Source organism: Sinorhizobium sp. NG07B (genome assembly GCF_002532005.1).
Lineage (GTDB): Bacteria > Pseudomonadota > Alphaproteobacteria > Rhizobiales > Rhizobiaceae > Sinorhizobium > Sinorhizobium fredii_C.
In genome coordinates this window covers 345,671-362,645 of record NZ_NWTD01000005.1, presented here as the reverse complement: position 1 = coordinate 362,645, position 16,975 = coordinate 345,671, and the positions used below count along the sequence as shown (strand labels likewise).

Below are 16,975 nucleotides of genomic sequence, written 5' to 3'. Positions count from 1 at the left end.
TATCTACAATAGACAGATTTTCGTCAATGGGTATTATGACTCTCGTAGAAAACGAGGATGCCGATGCTCTCATGCGATGGGGGCATGGAAAAGGCAGGAATAAGCGGGTCTCGGCTAATTCTTGATTGACCCCGAGACAAACCGGCGCTGCCGGGCTAGATGGGCGCATGACCGCTGCGTCGAAACAATTCTAATCGGCCGGATCATTCCATGGCAAAGCAGAACACCGTCTTCAAGGATGCCTTCAACCGCTGCCTCACGCTGCTTTCGGAAACATCAGCGCTGCCTTCCGAACCGGAGCTCGGCCAGGCGCTCGGGGTGAGCCGCACGACGGTCCGGGCCATCCTGTCGCGTTGCGAAGAGGTCAAGCTCATCAGCTGGGACAAGCGCCAGAAGATCGTGCTGAGGCGCCCGGAACCTTCCGATTATTTCCCGACCGAGGAAACCGATTCGCTTGCCGAGCGCATCGAGCGCAGCTTCATGCGCCGGATTCTGGCGGGCGGTGCGGAGCCCGGCATGCAGATCAACGAGCTTGAGCTGGCGCGGGAGATCGGCACAGGCACGACGAGCGTGCGCGAATTCCTGATCCGCTTCAGCCGCTTCGGCCTGATCGAGAAGCGGCCGAACAGCCATTGGGTGCTCAAAGGCTTTACCCGCGAATTCGCGCTTGAGCTAACGGAAGTGCGCGAGATGTTCGAGCTCCGCTCGGCCGCTCGCTTCGTTTCCCTGCCGGAGAACGACCCGGCCTGGACCGAGCTGAAGCAGATCGAGGCACTGCATCGCGATATTCTCGCCGATATCGACGACCGCTACAGGGAATTCTCCGAGCTCGACGAGCGCTTCCACCTCCTGGTGCACAAATCGTCGAGCAACCGCTTCATCGTCGATTTCTACGACATCATCGCGATCGTCTTCCACTACCATTATCAATGGAACAAATCGAATGCGCGCGAGCGCAATGCACGGGCGCTGGAGGAGCATCTCGCCTATATCGCCGCCCTTCAGTCGCGGGACCCGAAGCAGGCGGAACAGGCATGCCGCCGGCATCTGAAATCGGCGCGCGAGACCCTGCTTCAGTCGATACCATAGATCAGTAGCCGGATTCGGTCCGCGCAGGCTCGGCCTCTCCGAGGTATTCCCGGCGCAACTGCTCAGTGGCACTGACGAGCAGGGTCACGTCGGTGCCGATCGCCATGAAGTCGGCGCCGAGAGCGCGATAGTCGCGCGCCTGCACCGGATCGAGCGTCAGGATACCGCGCGCCTTGCCGGCTTTATGGATCCGCGCGAAGCCATCGACGATCGCGTCCCGGACATCCGGGTGGGCGGGATTGCCGAGATGGCCCATGTCGGCGGCAAGGTCAGACGGACCGATGAACAGGCCATCGACGCCGTCGAGCGCGGCGATCTCGTCAATCGCGGCCAAGCCTGCCCGGCTCTCGATCTGCAGGATGAGGCAGATCTCGTCATTGGCGTTCTGCAGGTAATCCGTGATGCGCCCGAAATTCGTGGCCCGCCCAAGGGCGGCGCCAACGCCGCGGATGCCGTGCGGCGGATAGCGGACGGCGCGGACGAGCTGCCGCGCCTGCGCTACGGTGTCGACCATCGGGATGAGCAACGTCTGCACCCCGGTGTCGAGAACCTGCTTGATCAAGGCCGTATCGCCGACGGGCAGCCGCACGATCGGATGACTGCCGCGGCCGGCAATCGCGCGATACTGCGCGGCAAGCAGCGGCAGGTCGTTGGGCGCATGTTCGCCGTCGATCAGCAGCCAGTCATAGCCGCTGCCGGCCACGACTTCGGCAGCATAGGGGCTGGCAAGCGCCACCCACAGGCCGAGCTGGAAACGGCTTGCACGGATCGCGGCTTTGAAGGGGTTCTTGGGGGCCGGCATGAACGCTCTCCTCTGACGAAGACCAACGTCTTATCCACAAATGAAAAAACCGGCCAGAATTTTCCGGCCGGTTCGCTTCGATAGAGTTGCTGCCTCGCCTCAGGCGATGCCGCCCAGGCAGACATATTTGATTTCCATGAATTCCTCGATGCCGTATTTCGAGCCCTCGCGGCCGAGGCCGGAGAGTTTGACGCCGCCGAAGGGGGCTTCCGCCGTCGAGATCAGCCCCGTGTTGACGCCGACCATGCCGTATTCGAGGGCTTCGGCGACGCGGAAGACGCGGGCCAGGTCCTTGGCATAGAAATAGGAGGCAAGGCCGAATTCGGTGTCGTTGGCCTGATGGATGACGTCCGCCTCGTCCTTGAAGCGGAAGAGCGGTGCGACCGGACCGAAGGTCTCCTCGCGCGCCACGGCCATTGCCTGGGTGACGTCCGCCAGCACCGTCGCCTCATAGAAGCTGCCGCCGAGCGCATGGCGCCTGCCGCCCTGGATGACGCGGGCACCCTTGCCGACGGCGTCGGCCACGTGCTCCTCGACCTTGGCGAGCGCCGGCAGGTCGATCAGCGGACCGAGGATGACGCCCTCTTCCATGCCGTTGCCGGTCTTCAGCTTGGCGACCGCGGCAGCGAGCTTTTCCGAGAAGATTTCGTAGACGCCGTCCTGGACATAGAGGCGGTTAGCGCAGACGCAGGTCTGGCCGTTGTTGCGGAACTTGGCGATCAGCGCGCCTTCGACCGCGGCGTCGAGATCGGCATCATCAAAGACGATGAAGGGCGCGTTGCCGCCGAGCTCGAGTCCGAGCTTCTTGATCGTTGCGGCGCTCTGGCGATAGAGCTCGGCGCCGACTTCGGTGGAGCCGGTGAAGGTCAGCTTGCGCACCGTCGGGTTCGAGGTCATCTCGGCGCCGATCTCGCGGGCCGAACCGGTGATCACGGAGAACAGCCCCTTCGGCATGCCGGCGCGCTCGGCAAGCACGGCGATGGCGCTCGCCGAAAACGGCGTCTGGGCGGCCGGCTTCAACACCATGGCACAGCCGGCGGCAAAGGCGGGGCCGGCCTTGCGGGTGATCATCGCATTCGGGAAGTTCCACGGGGTGATCGCCGCGACGACGCCGATCGGCTGCTTCATCACGAGGATGCGCTTGTCCTTCTGGTGGCCGGGCACGAGGTCGCCATAGACGCGGCGCCCTTCCTCGGCAAACCACTCGATGAAGCTTGCGCCATAGACGATCTCGCCGGTCGCCTCGGCGAGCGGCTTGCCCTGTTCGATCGTCAGAATCCGGCCGAGATCGTCCTTGTTCTCGATCATCAGCTCGTACCAGCGGCGCAAAATTCCCGCGCGCTCCTTGGCGGTCTTCGCCGCCCATTCCTTCTGGACCCGAGCGGCGGTTTCGATCGCAGCCTTGGTTTCGGCGGCGCCGAGCTTCGGGACGCGTCCAATGATCTCGCCCGTCGCCGGATTGTTGACCTCGATGGCGTTCTGCGGGTCGGCTTCGATCCAGTTCTCGCCGACGAGCGCGGCTTGGCGAAACAGCGACGGGTCCTTCAAGTTCATGGCTGGTCCTTCCCTCAGAAAAAGGTTACAGAACTTATACAACTTTTTTCCGTTTCGACAATCGTCTTTTGCTTTTCCCGGAAAACGCCTCCCTCGTCGCTTCGTTCCGCTTCCCGAAGGTCCCGCGTGCCAGCGTTCCCGCTTCGATGATTTTTTGTGATGCACGTTCCAAAGCGCCGTCAGGTTCTATAGCGTCGCGTCGAATCCGGCTCTTCGCGAACGCAACACCTTACAGCGGAAGGGCCTCCCAACGGATTCACAGAGAAGGATCCTTCCGTGACGGAAATCAACCACAGAACAGCCGACCATCCGATTCACTCCATCTTCCTCGAGCGCTGGTCGCCGCGAGCCTTCACCGGGGAGGAGATCGGCGAAAAGGAGCTGCTGGCGCTCTTCGAAGCGGCGCGCTGGGCGCCCTCCGCCAGCAATATCCAGCCGTGGCGCTTCGTCTATGCCCGCCGCGGCGCCGCGTATTTCGCCTCCCTGCTGGAAACGCTGGACGAGGGAAATCAGCGCTGGGCCAAGAACGCCTCGGCCCTCGTGATCATTCTTTCGAAGACCCACAGGCAGACCTCGAGCGGCGAGATCAGGCCCGCTTATACGCATGCCTTCGACACCGGCGCCGCCTGGTTCGCTTTCGCGCTCCAGACCCAGCTTGCCGGGTGGCATGCCCACGCCATGGCCGGGATCGACCGCGACAAGGCGATGCGCGTCGCCGGCGTGCCGGAGCACTATCGGGTGGAAGCTGCCGTCGCAATCGGCAGGCTCGCCGATCCGGCCACGCTTCCTGACGATCTCCGGGAGCGCGAAAAGCCGAGCCAGCGCAAACCAATCAACGAATTCGTCTTCGAAGGTCAGTTCAGGGGCGATTGAGGCGCAAAGCCTTCCGCCCGCAGCTCAAATGAAAAAAGCGTGGAGCCGAGACAGCCCCACGCTTTCATATACAGCACCGCCGAGTGTCTCTGCTGATCGGCTTCTCAGATGTCGAGGTTGGCGACGCTCAGCGCGTTTTCCTGGATGAAGTCGCGGCGCGGCTCCACCTCGTCGCCCATCAGGCGCGAGAACAGCCCGTCCGCGTCGGTCGCGTCGGAAACCTTGACCTGCAGCAAAGAGCGCACATTCGGGTCGAGCGTCGTTTCCCACAATTGCTCGGCGTTCATTTCGCCGAGGCCCTTGTAGCGCTGCATCGTCAGCCCCTTGCGGCCGGCAGCGAAGATCGCGTCCAGGAGAGCCCGCGGCCCGCTGATCTCCTGCGTGCCGTCGCGGCGGCGCAGGACCGGCGGTTCGGCATAGACTTCCTTGAGCTTCGCCGTCAGCTGGTCGATGTGGCGGGCATCGGAGGAACCGATCAGCGCCATGTCGAGCACCGCCACTTCCTTGACGCCGCGCACCATGCGCTCGAGCTTCAGGCCGCCTTCGGCCGTCACCGACCCGGTCCAGCCGCGTTCGGTCTCCTCGGCAATGACGTCGAGACGGCGCGCCACTTCGGCGGCGACCTTCTGGTAGTCGTCGTGATGGCTGTTGAGCTCGGTGTTCAGCGCGCCGGCAATCGCCGCCTGCTCGACGATCGCCCGGTTGTAGCGCGAATGCAGTCCGTCCATCAGCGAGCGCAGGCGCAAGGCGTCGTTGATCACCTCGCGGAGATCCTGACCGGCCCTGACCTCACCCGAGCCGAGCGTCAGCGACGCCTCATCGAGGCCGGTCGTGATCAGATACTCCTCGAATGCCTTTTCGTCCTTCAGGTACTGGGCGGACTTGCCGCGCGTCACTTTGTAGAGCGGCGGCTGGGCGATATAGAGGTGGCCGCGCTCGATCAGCTCCGGCATCTGCCGGAAGAAGAAGGTCAGCAGCAGCGTGCGGATATGGGCGCCGTCGACGTCGGCATCCGTCATGATGATGATCTTGTGATAGCGCAGCTTGTCGGCATTGAACTCGTCCTTGCCGATCGAGGTGCCGAGTGCGGTGATCAGGGTGCCGATTTCCTGGCTCGACAGCATCTTGTCGAAGCGCGCCCGCTCGACATTCAGGATCTTGCCGCGCAGCGGCAGGATCGCCTGGTTCTCGCGCGAGCGGCCCTGCTTGGCCGAACCGCCTGCCGAATCGCCCTCCACCAGGAACACTTCCGACTTGGCCGGATCTCGCTCGGAGCAGTCGGCGAGCTTGCCCGGTAGCGACGAGATGTCGAGGGCCCCCTTGCGGCGCGTCAGTTCACGCGCCTTGCGCGCCGCTTCGCGGGCGGCGGCCGCCTCGACGACCTTGCCGACGAGGATCTTCGCATCGGAGGGATTTTCCTCGAGCCAGACGCTGAGCGCCTCATTGACGAGGCTCTCGACCACCGGCCGGACTTCGGACGACACCAGCTTGTCCTTGGTCTGCGAGGAAAACTTCGGATCCGGCACCTTGACCGACAGGACCGCCGTCAAGCCTTCGCGGCAATCGTCGCCGGTCAGCGACACCTTTTCCTTCTTGGTAATGCCGGACGTATCGGCATAGGAGGTGATCTGCCGGGTCAGAGCACCGCGGAAGCCGGCCATGTGGGTGCCGCCGTCGCGCTGCGGAATGTTGTTGGTGAAGCAGAGCACGTTCTCGTGGTAGCTGTCGTTCCACCACATGGCCACCTCGACGGTGATGCCGTCCTTCTCGCCGCGGATCGAGACCGGCTTGTGCACGAGCGGCTTCTTCGCCCGGTCGAGATAGGCGACGAAGGCCTCGAGGCCGCCGTCATACATCATCTCGTCGCGGCGGATGTCCGAGTGGCGCTTGTCGGTCAGGACGATCCGGACGCCGGAATTCAGGAAGGCGAGCTCCCGCAGGCGATGTTCGAGCGTTGCGAAGTCGAATTCGGTCTTAGAGAAGGTCTGCTCGCTCGGCAGGAAGGTGACTTCGGTGCCGGTTTCGCTGCCGGCGTCGCCGGTAATCGTCAGCGGCCCATCGGCGACGCCGTGGGTAAAGCTCATCTCGTGGATCTTGCCGGCGCGACGGATCTTGAGCTTGAGCGACACGGAAAGGGCGTTGACGACCGAAACGCCGACGCCGTGCAATCCGCCGGACACCTTGTAGGAGTTCTGGTCGAATTTGCCGCCGGCATGAAGCTGCGTCATGATCACCTCGGCCGCCGAGACGCCCTCTTCCCGGTGAATGTCCGTCGGAATGCCACGGCCGTTGTCGGTCACGGTGCAGGAGCCATCGGGATTGAGCGTAACCGTGACGATGTCGGCATGGCCGGCCAGTGCCTCGTCGATCGCGTTGTCGACGACCTCATAGACCATGTGATGCAGACCGGAGCCATCATCGGTATCGCCGATATACATGCCCGGCCGCTTGCGCACGGCGTCGAGGCCCTTCAACACCTTGATGGAATCGGCACCATATTCGGCGATCGCGCCGGCTTCGGTCTCAGAGATATCGGTCATTCGGCTTCAGGTCTTTCCAGGTTTTCGGACGTCGTGATTCGTTGCGAATCACAGCGCGGATGCCTCGCGGACTATAGGAAATTTGTCCACGGGTTCCAAATCCCGGGCGTCGCGAGCGCGGCCGGGGCGAGGCTTCATCCCCTGTCATTATCAGGAAATGTGGCTTTTTCCAAAATATCTTCCATCGCCTCGATCGCTTCGCCCGAAAGGCCGCGAATCCGCTCGCTCAGGCGGTTGGCAAAGGCGGTGTGGCCGGGCGGCAGACCCGAAGTGTCGAGCACGACCTTCGGATCGGAAAGCCGCGCGATGCTGAAGAGCTCGTCGGCCTCGTCCCAGATCACATTGAAGTAGCCGGCGACGCGCTGCAGGAAATCGAAACTCGGGGCGCCGCGCTTGCCGTGTTCGAGGGCCGAAAGATAGGCCGGCGAAACGCCGATCGCCGCCGCCATCTCCTTCTGCGAGACCCCCTTGCGGCGGCGCAGGTCGCGCATGGCCTCGCCGAAGGGCGTCATGGCGCACGCCCCCTGGTGCGCGCCAGGCGGACATAGAGCGCCCCCTCGCCCCCATGATTTCGTGCCGCAGGCTCGTAGGACGAGATCAGCGGGCGAAACTCGGGAAGGGCGAACCAGAGCGGCACCGCTCGCTTCAACGCGCCGTCGCTGCCGAACGACGTTCCCTTGCCGGTGATGACAAGGACATGGCGCAAGCCGCGCTCGTGCGCCTTCAGGAGAAACTGCAGCAGAAACCCATGCGCCTCGCTCTGGATCATCCCGTGCAGGTCGATACGCGCCTCAAGCGCCAGCCGCCCCTTCGCCAGCTTCCGCTTCACCGGTCTCTCGATCGGATGGTGGCGGTGCTCGGCCTTGCCGCTCAGGGCAAATCCCTGCTCAGGCTTCGCCGATGCGGACAAGCCGGCGTCGGCCGGCTGGGGAGAGGACGGCGCCGGCGGCGGCTCGATCTCGCCGAGCAGGTCCTCGAGGTCCTGCAGCCGCCCCGGCATCGGCTTGGTCGAGCGCGCGACCTTGCCCCACAGGATGCGATCCTCCGGCGACAGCTTTTTCTCCCTAGCCATGGCGATATCTGGCGGCGGCCGCGCGGGGCACGAGGATGAAGAAATCGGCAGCGGCGCGCACCGAGCCGGCAAGTGCGCCGGCCGCCTCGCCGGAGCCGGTGAAGATGTCGCCGCGGGCCGGTCCGACGATCGCCGAGCCGGTATCGAGCGCCAGCATCAGCCGTGCAAGAGGACGGCCGCCATCGAGATGGGTAAGCGTCTCGCTGGCAATGTAGAAGGGAACCCCGAAGGTATGGATGAGACGGTCCACCGCGAGCGACCGGCCCGGCTCGAGCGGCACCTTGGCGGCGGCGACCGGTCCGAGGCTTTCGTCCTCGACCGACGCTTCACGGAAGAAGATGAAAGAACGATTGTGCCACAGGACCTCGTCGACCTTCGCCGGATGGGCCGCGAGCCAGTCGCGAATGCTCGCCATCGAGACGGTCGCCGGGTCGATTTCGCCGCGCTCGATCAACAGTTTGCCGATCGCAGAAAAGCGGTGCCCGGTCTTTGCCGCATAGGTAATGCGGCGGCGCGTTCCGTCCGGATAGATGAGCCGCGCAGCACCCTGGACATGAATAAAGAAGACGTCGACCTTCGAGCGGGCATAGGCGATCTCGAGGCCGCGGCCGGCGAGTAGTCCCTCGTCGATCGCCCGTCGATCGGAATATTCCTCAATCCTGCCATCGCGAAGCCGGCCAAAAACGAAATAAGGATCCATTCCCTCGGGCCGATTCGCGTCATCAATATCGATGAGATCGGCGGGCCGCCGGTAGAAGGGAAAGCGGAACTCCGCGTCTGCGGTGGCGCGAACCTCGACTTCCGGTTCGTAGAAGGCAGTGACGAAGCCTTTCCCTCCGTCGTCGGGACGGATGCGGAACGGCACGAAGCGGTCCTCGAAGAAAGCGCGCGCCGCGGCAGCTCCCGAAAAACCGGCACCGGCCGCCTCGTAGGCGGGCAGCAGGTCGGCGACCGTTACTCCGAGAGAGCCTGTCCTGTACGGCTTGACCGCCGTCACATGATGATGACAGCGGCGAAGCGCATCGATGACGGGAGTCGGGTCGTCCTGCTGCCACCCCGGCAATTCCGAAAAGGACACCGGTTCGAGATCAAAGGCCATTATCGCCCCTTGCGGTCAATTTTCCGATTCGGTGGCGATCAGCTTCCAGTTCGGATCGCGCGAGCGGATGTCGCGCGCAAAGGTCCAGAGGTCATTCACTTCGGCAACCGAATCGGCGTCGCCGTCGATCAGCTTGCCCTGTTTGTCGTAGGTGGCGGAGATGAGCTGGCTGACGATGCGAACGGTGACGTTCTCTTCAGTGTCCTTGAGCTCCGCATGGACGATCTCGGCCTTTTCGATACCGACGAAGGTCGACTTGACCACCTCTCCCTTGGCCTCCCGTTCGGCGATCGCCGCTTCAAAGCCTTCATACACCTCGCGGGACAGAAGACTTTTCAGTGTCTTGCGGTCGCCGTCGGCGAAGGCCATGACGATCATCTCGTAGGCCATCTTCGCGCCGTTGAGGAATTCGGCGGGCTGGAAGCTCGGGTCTGCGTCGCTGAGCGCCCGCAGTTGCGCGTTCAGCGGCGTGCCGGGCTTGGAAAAACCATCAATGGCGGCGTAACGGGACTCGTCCTCCGCGCTGCTCTCGCGGCGAGGGAGCTGCACGACCTTGCCATTGTCCCTTGCCTCCGGACCCTGCGCCTCGCGCGGCGAATAGGGGTCGAAAGGCGGTCGTTCATTTCCTGTCCTGCGGCCAAGGACGCTGCGCAATTGCAAGAAGATGACCACAGCCGCGATCAGGAAAAAAAACGTGATGAAGTCGAAAGAGCCCATTTCTACCCGGAACCGCTGTTAGAATTTCTCTTGGTGTTCCATATAGTCCGCAAGGATAAACCATTCAAATGGCGATGTCGCACCCATAAACCGGAGACCGGTCAATTGCACTCATCTTCTTGCGAGCACGATCGATGCGGTCGCTGATCATTCCCCTCGTCATCCTCGGCCTGCCGATCGCAGAGATTGCCGGCTTCGTGGTCGTCGGCCGCGAACTCGGCCTGGCGATGACGCTGCTGCTCGTCCTAGTGAGCGGAGTTGCCGGCGTCCTGCTCTTACGCATCCAGGGTCTCGGCACTTTGCGCCGCGTGCAGGAGGCGGCCCGGGCCGGAAAGGACCCGGGCCCGGATCTTCTCGGCGGCGCGCTCATCTTCGTTGCAGCAATCCTGCTGATCGTCCCGGGCTTCATCACTGACATCGCTGGTGTCATTCTCTTCCTGCCGCCGGTCAGGCGCGCCATCTCCTCCTTCCTGCAGACACGGCTGACGATCCTGACGACCGGAAGCGGCTTCTACTCCGGCGGCCGCGGCAGCGACCGGCCGCGCGGCCCGACGATCATCGACCTCGACACGGACGAGTTCTCCAGAAGGAACGACGACGAAAACGGTCCCTCGCCGCCTGGCAACCGGATTTCCGGGTAGGTCAGGGCGATAGTGAATCCGGTCGGCGAAGGGGGCCGTAACGCCTTTCAGTCCGGGGAACCGGTCCCGGCTTCGAGGGTTGTAAGCCCAGGTCCGAAGTGCTAGATGGCCTCACCAATTCGAAGTCCGAGGAAACTCTTATGACGACTGATACCGCATCCAACGGCAATGGCGAGGCCCAGCAGAGCCCGTCGCTCAACATCCTGGCCCAGTACGTCAAGGACCTCTCCTTCGAGAACCCCGGCGCCCCGCGTTCGCTGCAGGCCCGCGATCGCGCGCCCTCGATCAACATCAATGTCAACGTCAATGCCAATCCGCTCGCGGAGAACGATTTCGACGTCGTTCTCTCGCTGAACGCCCAGGCTCAGGACGGCGACAAGGTGCTGTTCAACGTCGAGCTCGCCTATGGCGGCGTTTTCCGCGTATCTGGCTTCCCGCAGGAGCACATGCTGCCGCTGCTCTTCATCGAGTGCCCGCGCCTGCTCTTCCCCTTTGCCCGCCAGATCGTCGCCGACGCGACCCGCAACGGCGGCTTCCCGCCGCTGATGATCGACCCGATCGATTTTGCGCAGATGTTCGCTCAGCGCATGGCGGAGGAGAAAGTCCGCGCCCAGGTTGCCAACAGCAACACGACGACGAACTGACGCATCCTCGAATAAGTGCAAAAAACCCGGCTCAGAAGGCCGGGTTTTTGTTGCGGGCTTTCAGCCGCTGTACTTTACCCAGATCGCCTTCGCACCGATCTTGGAAACGAGCGCCGCATGGGCCGCGATCTCGGCTTCCGTCAGGCGCGGCGTCAGCACCCGCTCCCTTTGCATGACGATGATCGGACCATCGTCCGCCTGTACGGCAAGACCGTTGATCTGGCTCGTCACCAGCCCCAGCGCCGCCTGGCGGCCGCCGATCATTTCGATATAGACTTCGGCGAGCAGCTCGGAGTCGAGAAGGGCGCCGTGCTTGGCGCGATGCGAGTTGTCGATGCCATAGCGGCGGCACAGCGCATCGAGCGAATTCGGGCCCATCGGGTGCTTGCGCCGTGCCATGGCCAGCGTATCGGTCACCCGATCGATCGCGATCGGCGGCAGCCCCAAACGGTCGAACTCGGCATTGATGAAGCCGATATCGAAGGTCGCGTTGTGTGCGACCCAGCGCGCATCTCCGAAGAAGTCGACGATCTGCTCGACCACGTCGGCAAAGGATGGCTTGTCCTTCAGGAAGTCGTCGGTGATGCCGTGCACGGCTAGCGCATCGGGATGCACCTTGCGGTCGCCCGGATTGATATAGAGATGGATTGTCCGTCCGGTCGGAAACTGGTTCTCGAGCTCGACGCCGCCAATCTCGATCACCCGGTCCTCACGGCTGTCGAGGCCGGTCGTTTCCGTATCGAAAATGATCTCACGCATGAATTTTCCTAAGACGGGCTACTCGGCGAATCAGTTGATCCGTTCGTGCGACCGATTTTAATGTCGTTGCTTTTCCAGTTGAAGATGCTCATGGCCGCGGGTCAGGGGCTGTCCACGGTCAAACGATCGACAATGGCGCGGACCTGCTCCCGGGTAACGTCGAAACTGTCGCTCGTGTCGATGACGTAATCCGCCCGGGCGCGCTTTTCACTGTCGGGCACCTGCCGCGCGAGAATCATCGCGAATTTCTCGGCGGTCATGCCCGGGCGCTTCATGACACGCTCTCGCTGGATCTCCGCATCGCAGCTGACGACGACGACCCGGTCGAGGCGCTTCTCGGCCTTGGTCTCGAAAAGCAGCGGGATATCGAGAAGCACGAAAGCCGCTCCCGCCGTCCTGTGCCTTGCCACGAACGCATCTTCCCTCGCCCGGACAAGCGGGTGAACGATCCGCTCCAGTTCGCCGAGGCGCTCCGGTTGCGCCAGCAACTGCCGGGAAAGCTCCGCCCGATCGACGATGCCGCCCTTGGCGACGCCCGGAAAGGCTGCTTCGACCGGCGCCACCGCTTCCCCGCGATAGAGATCGTGAACCACCTCGTCCGCGTCGTTCACCGGGACGCCGAGCTCCCGGAACATCTGAGCCGCCGTCGTTTTTCCCATGCCGATGGAGCCGGTGAGCCCGACGGTGATCATGCGTGCACGTCCATATCTTCGATAATAATTTGCCGAAGCGTTTCATCGACGTTCGGTTTCCGGCCGAACCATTTCTCGAAACCCGGCACGGCCTGGTGCAGGAGCATGCCAAGGCCGTCGACGATCCGGAAGCCCTGCTCTTCGGCCTGGCGAAGGAGCGGCGTTTTCAACGGCACATAGACGATGTCGGTGACCACCGCGCCGGCTGCGAGCGGCGAGAAATCGATCGACGGCGCCGGCTCGCCGTCCATGCCGAGCGAGGTCGTATTCACGAACAGACCGGCATCGGCCATGACCTCGGAAAGGGCGGCGATCGGATGGGCCTCGACGGCCTCTCCAAACCGGTCAGCCAGTTCCTGGGCCCTGGCGGCCGTGCGGTTCACCACATGGATCGTCCTGACGCCGCGATCGCGGACCGCCTGGATCACGGCGCGGCTGGCGCCGCCGGCGCCGAGAATGACGGCCGTGGAGGTACGATCCCAGCCGCTTGCCCGCTCGTCGAGATTGGCGACGAAACCGCGCCCGTCGGTATTGGTCGCGTAGATTTGTCGGTCTTCGAGCCAGAGGGTATTGGCGGCGCCGAGCTCGGCACTCAGCTCGTCCGGCCGGTCGGAGAGCTCGAAAGCCATCTCCTTGTGGGGGATGGTGACATTGCCGCCGCAGAAGCCAGTGCTGCCCTCCCGCAGATTGCGCATGAAATCAGGGAAGGCCGCCGGGGTCACCTCGTGGGCCCGGTAGCTTCCGGCAATGCCGAACTGTTTCAGCCAATAGCCGTGGATCAGCGGCGAGCGAGAATGCTTGATGGGATAGCCGGTGACGAAGGCGTGGTTAAAAAATGTTTCACGTGAATCACGCATCGATCGATCCCAATTCGCGGAGTTTTTCAAGAAGCGGCAGCATCGGCAGACCTAGGATCGTGAAGTAATCGCCGTCGATCTTCTCGAAGAGCTGGATCCCCTCACCTTCGAGCTGATAGGCGCCGACGCTCGAAAGCGCCTTCTCCCCGACCCTTCTCAGATGCCGTTCGGCAAAGGCGCGTTCCAGCGGCCTGACCGTCATACGCGCGGTCGACACATGCCGCCAGAGGACCTCACCGTCACGGACGAGGACGATGGCGCTGTTCAGGCTGTGCGTCCTGCCGGAGAGCGAGAGGAGATGTTCAGTCGCCTCCGCCATATCTTTCGGCTTGTGATAGACGCGGGTGCCAAGCGACATCGTCTGGTCGCTGCCGATCACCAGCGCGCCTGCGAAATGGCGCGACACATCCTTCGCCTTGGCTTCCGCTAGTGTAAGCGCCACCTCGGAAGGCGAGGCACCCGCCTCTTCCAGCGGTCGTTCCAGGGCGCGCTCGTCCACCTGGGCTGCGCGGGCCGCAAATGTCAGCCCGGCGTTTTCCAGGAGAGCGCGCCGAAAGGGGCTGGCAGAGGCGAGCACGAGCGAGGATGTCATCTTCTCAATCCGCAGTTCCGAGATCACGATGGTCGCTGGACCGGTCGCATGCGATCATCATGATCGATTCCGCATGAACCGGAACCGAACGGCGCGACCGAACGGCTGCTGTGCGACCTTCCGGTTCCTGGGCTCCGCTCTATCTGAGCCGGGGGCGAAGGGCAACGATCGCCGCGGCGGTTTCCTCGATCGAACGGCGGGTCACGTCGATCAGCGGCCAGTTGTTGCGGGCGCAGAGCGTGCGGGCATATTTCAGCTCCTCGGAGATCGCCGCCCGATCCGTATAGTCCTCGCCATGAAAGCTCTGGGTCGTACCGAGCAGGCGATGCTGGCGGACCTGGGAGAGCCGGTCGGCGCTGGCGATCAGCCCCACCACCAGCGGCTTCGTCGCCTTGAGCAGGCCCTCCGGCAAGGGCACGCCGGGGACAATCGGAATGTTGGCGGTCTTGATGCCGCGATTGGCGAGATAGATGCTCGTCGGCGTCTTGGAGGTCCGGCTCACGCCGACGAGCACGACATCCGCCTCGTTGAAATCGGCCGGCATCTGCCCGTCGTCGTGATCCATGGTGAAGTTCAGCGCCTCGATCCGGGCGAAATAATCGGCATCCATGACATGCTGTGCGCCCGAACGGCGCCGCGACGGCGAACCGAGATAGGATTGGAACAGCTCGATAATCGGGTCGAGGACGGAGACGCAGGGAACGCCGATCTCGCGGCAGCGCTGGTCGATCATGCCGGCTAGTTCCCGATCGACGATCGTATAAAGCACGATGCCCGGTGCGCCGTCGATCGCATCGAGAACCTGCATCAACTGCTTCCTGTTGCGGATCAGCGGATAGACATGCTCGAGCGCGTGCGAGGACTGGAATTGCGCCGCGGCGGCGCGGCCGGCGGCTATCAGCGTCTCGCCCGTCGAATCGGAGACGAGATGCAGGTGGAAGTAATTTTTTCGGTTCTCCACGCAATTCTCCGGAGGCTGTTGATAGGCCGGGACACTGGCGGCCAAAATCGCGGCCGCCGCTTAGGCCCGTGGAAAAGGGTCGCGTTATTCACATCCGAAGCCCGGACGAAAAACGCCCGGGCGCAGTTGTGGACAAGACTCAAGCCGACGACAAATTGTCACGCGGATCGACTCCTTGTCCACAGGAATCGCAAATCCGAACGCCTGGGCAAGATGCTGACTTTCCTGTCTTTTCTCAACTTTTCCCGATCCGTTGGCAATCCAGCCGAACTTTCTCCAATGATACGCGTGGCGATCGGCGGCGGTTGGATGAACTGAGGATTGATTTTAATCCTTGATAGCCACCGACTCTAAGAAATAGAAACAATTTCAAATAGGTTGATTTTAGATTGGGAAATGGCGAGTGGCCGAGACACGTCGCAAAGTTCTTGAGGTGTTGAACGGGAAATGCCTTACGCCTCCGCCCGTCTGGCTGATGCGCCAGGCCGGCCGCTATCTGCCGGAATACCGGGCGACACGCGCGAAAGCCGGGAGCTTCCTCGATCTCTGTTATTCGCCGGATCTCGCCGTCGAGGTGACGCTGCAACCGATCCGGCGCTATGCCTTCGACGCTGCGATCCTCTTCTCCGATATTCTCGTCATTCCCGACGCGCTGCACCGAAACGTCCGTTTCGAAGAGGGCCATGGACCGCGGATGGATCCGATCGACACCGACGGCATAGCAAGCCTCAAGGCCGATCAGGTTTTGAACCATCTGGCTCCCGTCTTTGAAACCGTCTCTCGGCTCCGGCGGGAATTGCCTCAGGAGACGACGCTGCTCGGCTTCTGCGGGGCCCCGTGGACGGTTGCGACCTATATGATCGCCGGCCGCGGCACACCGGACCAGGCGCCGGCGCGGCTCTTTGCCTACCGTGATCCGAAGGCCTTCGAGCAGCTTCTGGCGTTCCTTGCCGATATCTCGGCCGACTATCTCGTCGAGCAGATCGATGCCGGCGCCGATGCGGTGCAGGTCTTCGATTCCTGGGCAGGCGTGCTCGGCGAGGACGAGTTCGCCCGCTTTGCCGTGGAGCCGGTGCGGCGGATGATATCATCGGTGCGGGCCCGCCGGCCTTCCGCGAAAATCATCGCCTTTGCAAAGGGTGCGGGCCTGCTGCTCAAGGACTATCGCCGCTTGACCGGGGCGGACGCGATCGGCCTCGACTGGACGGTGCCGCTGTCCTTTGCCGCAGAATTGCAGAGGGACGGACCGGTCCAGGGCAATCTCGATCCGATGCGGGTCGTTGCCGGCGGGTCGGCCATGGAAAACGGCATCGACCGCATTCTCGATGCGCTCGGCAACGGGCCGTTGATCTTCAATCTCGGCCACGGCATCACGCCGGAGGCGGACCCGGAGAACGTCGCGGCCCTGGTGGCGCGCGTTCGTGGGATCAGGGGATGATCGAGCGGCAAACCGATAGCGCGCCCGGAAGGCGGGCGCGGCTACGCGCGATCGCCGCCCTTTTGATCTTCGTCGCGCTGCTGGCGGCGCTCTTCATCGGGCAGCCGGACGATCTGTATCTCTGGATCAAGGCGTTCCACATCATCGCAGTGATCTCCTGGATGGCGGCGCTGCTCTATATGCCGCGGCTCTTCATCTATCACACCGACGCCGTGCCGGGGTCGGCGCAGTCCGAGACCTTCAAGACGATGGAGCGGCGGCTTCTGAAGGTCATCATGAACCCGGCGATGATGATCGCCTGGCTGCTCGGCCTCTATCTCGCCTGGAGCGTCTACGGGTTTAGCGGCGGCTGGCTTCACGCGAAGCTTTTCTGCGTCTTTCTGCTGACGCTGGTGCATATGCATTTTAGCCGGGCGGTCTCCGACTTTGAGCGAGACGTGAATCGAAGGACCGCGCGCTACTGGAGGCTGATGAACGAGGCTCCGACGCTGTTGATGATCGTCATCGTTATCCTCGCCGTCGTGAAACCATTCTGAATTCAAACGATTCGCAGCTGCAATAGTTGCCGCTAAATTGCTGCGCCCCCTTGCGGCGTTCCACGTGAATCGCTATTTTCGCGCATCTCCTTCATCCCCAAGGCCTGTG

The 16,975-nt window shown here is 63.0% G+C and carries 18 protein-coding genes; 6 read left to right on the top strand and 12 right to left on the bottom strand.

Going from position 1 to position 16,975, the window contains the following annotated elements; translation table 11 throughout:
• Positions 1-210 precede the first annotated feature (210 nt).
• On the top strand, positions 211-1,089 hold the full coding sequence (locus CO664_RS19505) for a GntR family transcriptional regulator (protein WP_037418476.1): 879 nt from the start codon (positions 211-213) through the stop codon (positions 1,087-1,089).
• A gap of 1 nt (position 1,090) precedes the next feature.
• On the opposite strand, the gene CO664_RS19500 is transcribed toward CO664_RS19505, so the two are convergent.
• Positions 1,091-1,891, bottom strand: coding sequence for an HpcH/HpaI aldolase/citrate lyase family protein (locus CO664_RS19500; protein WP_097539662.1), 801 nt, complete (start codon positions 1,889-1,891; stop codon positions 1,091-1,093).
• 99 nt (positions 1,892-1,990) lie between these two features.
• Positions 1,991-3,445 carry an NADP-dependent succinate-semialdehyde dehydrogenase gene (gabD, locus tag CO664_RS19495; RefSeq protein WP_097526011.1) on the bottom strand — a complete coding sequence of 485 codons (1,455 nt, stop codon included), beginning with the start codon at positions 3,443-3,445 and terminating at the stop codon, positions 1,991-1,993.
• A gap of 276 nt (positions 3,446-3,721) precedes the next feature.
• Here gabD and CO664_RS19490 point away from each other — a divergent pair, with 276 nt between their 5' ends.
• The gene (locus tag CO664_RS19490) at positions 3,722-4,318 is read left to right on the top strand and encodes a nitroreductase family protein (protein ID WP_097526012.1); all 597 of its coding nucleotides are present in this window, start codon (positions 3,722-3,724) and stop codon (positions 4,316-4,318) included.
• A 104-nt stretch (positions 4,319-4,422) separates the two neighbouring features.
• Here CO664_RS19490 and gyrB read toward each other — a convergent pair whose 3' ends face one another.
• The 5 genes from gyrB to CO664_RS19465 all read right to left on the bottom strand — a co-directional run bounded on the left by gyrB (position 4,423) and on the right by CO664_RS19465 (position 9,746).
• Positions 4,423-6,858, bottom strand: a complete 2,436-nt coding sequence (gyrB, locus tag CO664_RS19485; protein WP_037418466.1) for a DNA topoisomerase (ATP-hydrolyzing) subunit B — start codon at positions 6,856-6,858, stop codon at positions 4,423-4,425.
• Positions 6,859-6,992: 134 nt separating this feature from the next.
• Entirely contained in the window at positions 6,993-7,370 is a 378-nt protein-coding gene (locus tag CO664_RS19480) for a helix-turn-helix transcriptional regulator (RefSeq protein ID WP_037418463.1), read from the bottom strand.
• Complete coding sequence (locus tag CO664_RS19475; protein ID WP_037418460.1) at positions 7,367-7,930, bottom strand: Smr/MutS family protein; 564 nt, start codon at positions 7,928-7,930, stop codon at positions 7,367-7,369. Before CO664_RS19475 ends, CO664_RS19480 begins: the two co-directional genes overlap by 4 nt.
• Complete coding sequence (locus CO664_RS19470) at positions 7,923-9,029, bottom strand: murein transglycosylase A (RefSeq protein WP_097526014.1); 1,107 nt, start codon at positions 9,027-9,029, stop codon at positions 7,923-7,925. Before CO664_RS19470 ends, CO664_RS19475 begins: the two co-directional genes overlap by 8 nt.
• Before the next feature lie 15 nt (positions 9,030-9,044).
• Positions 9,045-9,746, bottom strand: a complete 702-nt coding sequence (locus tag CO664_RS19465) for a Tim44/TimA family putative adaptor protein (RefSeq protein WP_097526015.1) — start codon at positions 9,744-9,746, stop codon at positions 9,045-9,047.
• 134 nt (positions 9,747-9,880) lie between these two features.
• Between CO664_RS19465 and CO664_RS19460 the strand changes: the two genes are divergently transcribed.
• Together CO664_RS19460 and secB are read left to right on the top strand one after the other, a co-directional pair.
• Positions 9,881-10,387, top strand: coding sequence for an FxsA family protein (locus CO664_RS19460; protein WP_097539661.1), 507 nt, complete (start codon positions 9,881-9,883; stop codon positions 10,385-10,387).
• Positions 10,388-10,527: 140 nt separating this feature from the next.
• Positions 10,528-11,031, top strand: coding sequence for a protein-export chaperone SecB (secB, locus tag CO664_RS19455; RefSeq protein ID WP_095678026.1), 504 nt, complete (start codon positions 10,528-10,530; stop codon positions 11,029-11,031).
• A gap of 60 nt (positions 11,032-11,091) precedes the next feature.
• Here the strand turns inward: secB and dnaQ are convergent, their stop codons facing one another.
• The 5 genes from dnaQ to CO664_RS19430 form a co-directional block, all read right to left on the bottom strand.
• Positions 11,092-11,790 (bottom strand): DNA polymerase III subunit epsilon, encoded by a 699-nt coding sequence (dnaQ, locus tag CO664_RS19450; protein WP_097539660.1) that lies wholly within the window; start codon positions 11,788-11,790, stop codon positions 11,092-11,094.
• Between the two features lie 101 nt (positions 11,791-11,891).
• Positions 11,892-12,482 (bottom strand): dephospho-CoA kinase, encoded by a 591-nt coding sequence (gene coaE, locus CO664_RS19445; RefSeq protein ID WP_097539659.1) that lies wholly within the window; start codon positions 12,480-12,482, stop codon positions 11,892-11,894.
• A complete protein-coding gene (locus CO664_RS19440) occupies positions 12,479-13,339 on the bottom strand; it encodes a shikimate dehydrogenase (RefSeq protein ID WP_097539658.1) in 861 nt (286 codons plus the stop codon). The genes coaE and CO664_RS19440 overlap by 4 nt, the downstream gene beginning before the upstream one ends.
• On the bottom strand, positions 13,332-13,931 hold the full coding sequence (locus tag CO664_RS19435; RefSeq protein ID WP_037418427.1) for a Maf-like protein: 600 nt from the start codon (positions 13,929-13,931) through the stop codon (positions 13,332-13,334). Before CO664_RS19435 ends, CO664_RS19440 begins: the two co-directional genes overlap by 8 nt.
• A 139-nt stretch (positions 13,932-14,070) precedes the next feature.
• Entirely contained in the window at positions 14,071-14,892 is an 822-nt protein-coding gene (locus CO664_RS19430; protein ID WP_097526019.1) for a pyruvate, water dikinase regulatory protein, read from the bottom strand.
• Between the two features lie 403 nt (positions 14,893-15,295).
• Here CO664_RS19430 and hemE point away from each other — a divergent pair, with 403 nt between their 5' ends.
• Positions 15,296-16,330: a uroporphyrinogen decarboxylase gene (hemE, locus tag CO664_RS19425; protein ID WP_097526020.1), complete on the top strand. Its 1,035-nt coding sequence runs from the start codon at positions 15,296-15,298 to the stop codon at positions 16,328-16,330.
• Complete coding sequence (hemJ, locus tag CO664_RS19420; RefSeq protein ID WP_097526021.1) at positions 16,327-16,866, top strand: protoporphyrinogen oxidase HemJ; 540 nt, start codon at positions 16,327-16,329, stop codon at positions 16,864-16,866. Before hemE ends, hemJ begins: the two co-directional genes overlap by 4 nt.
• The last annotated feature ends 109 nt before the right edge of the window (positions 16,867-16,975 follow it).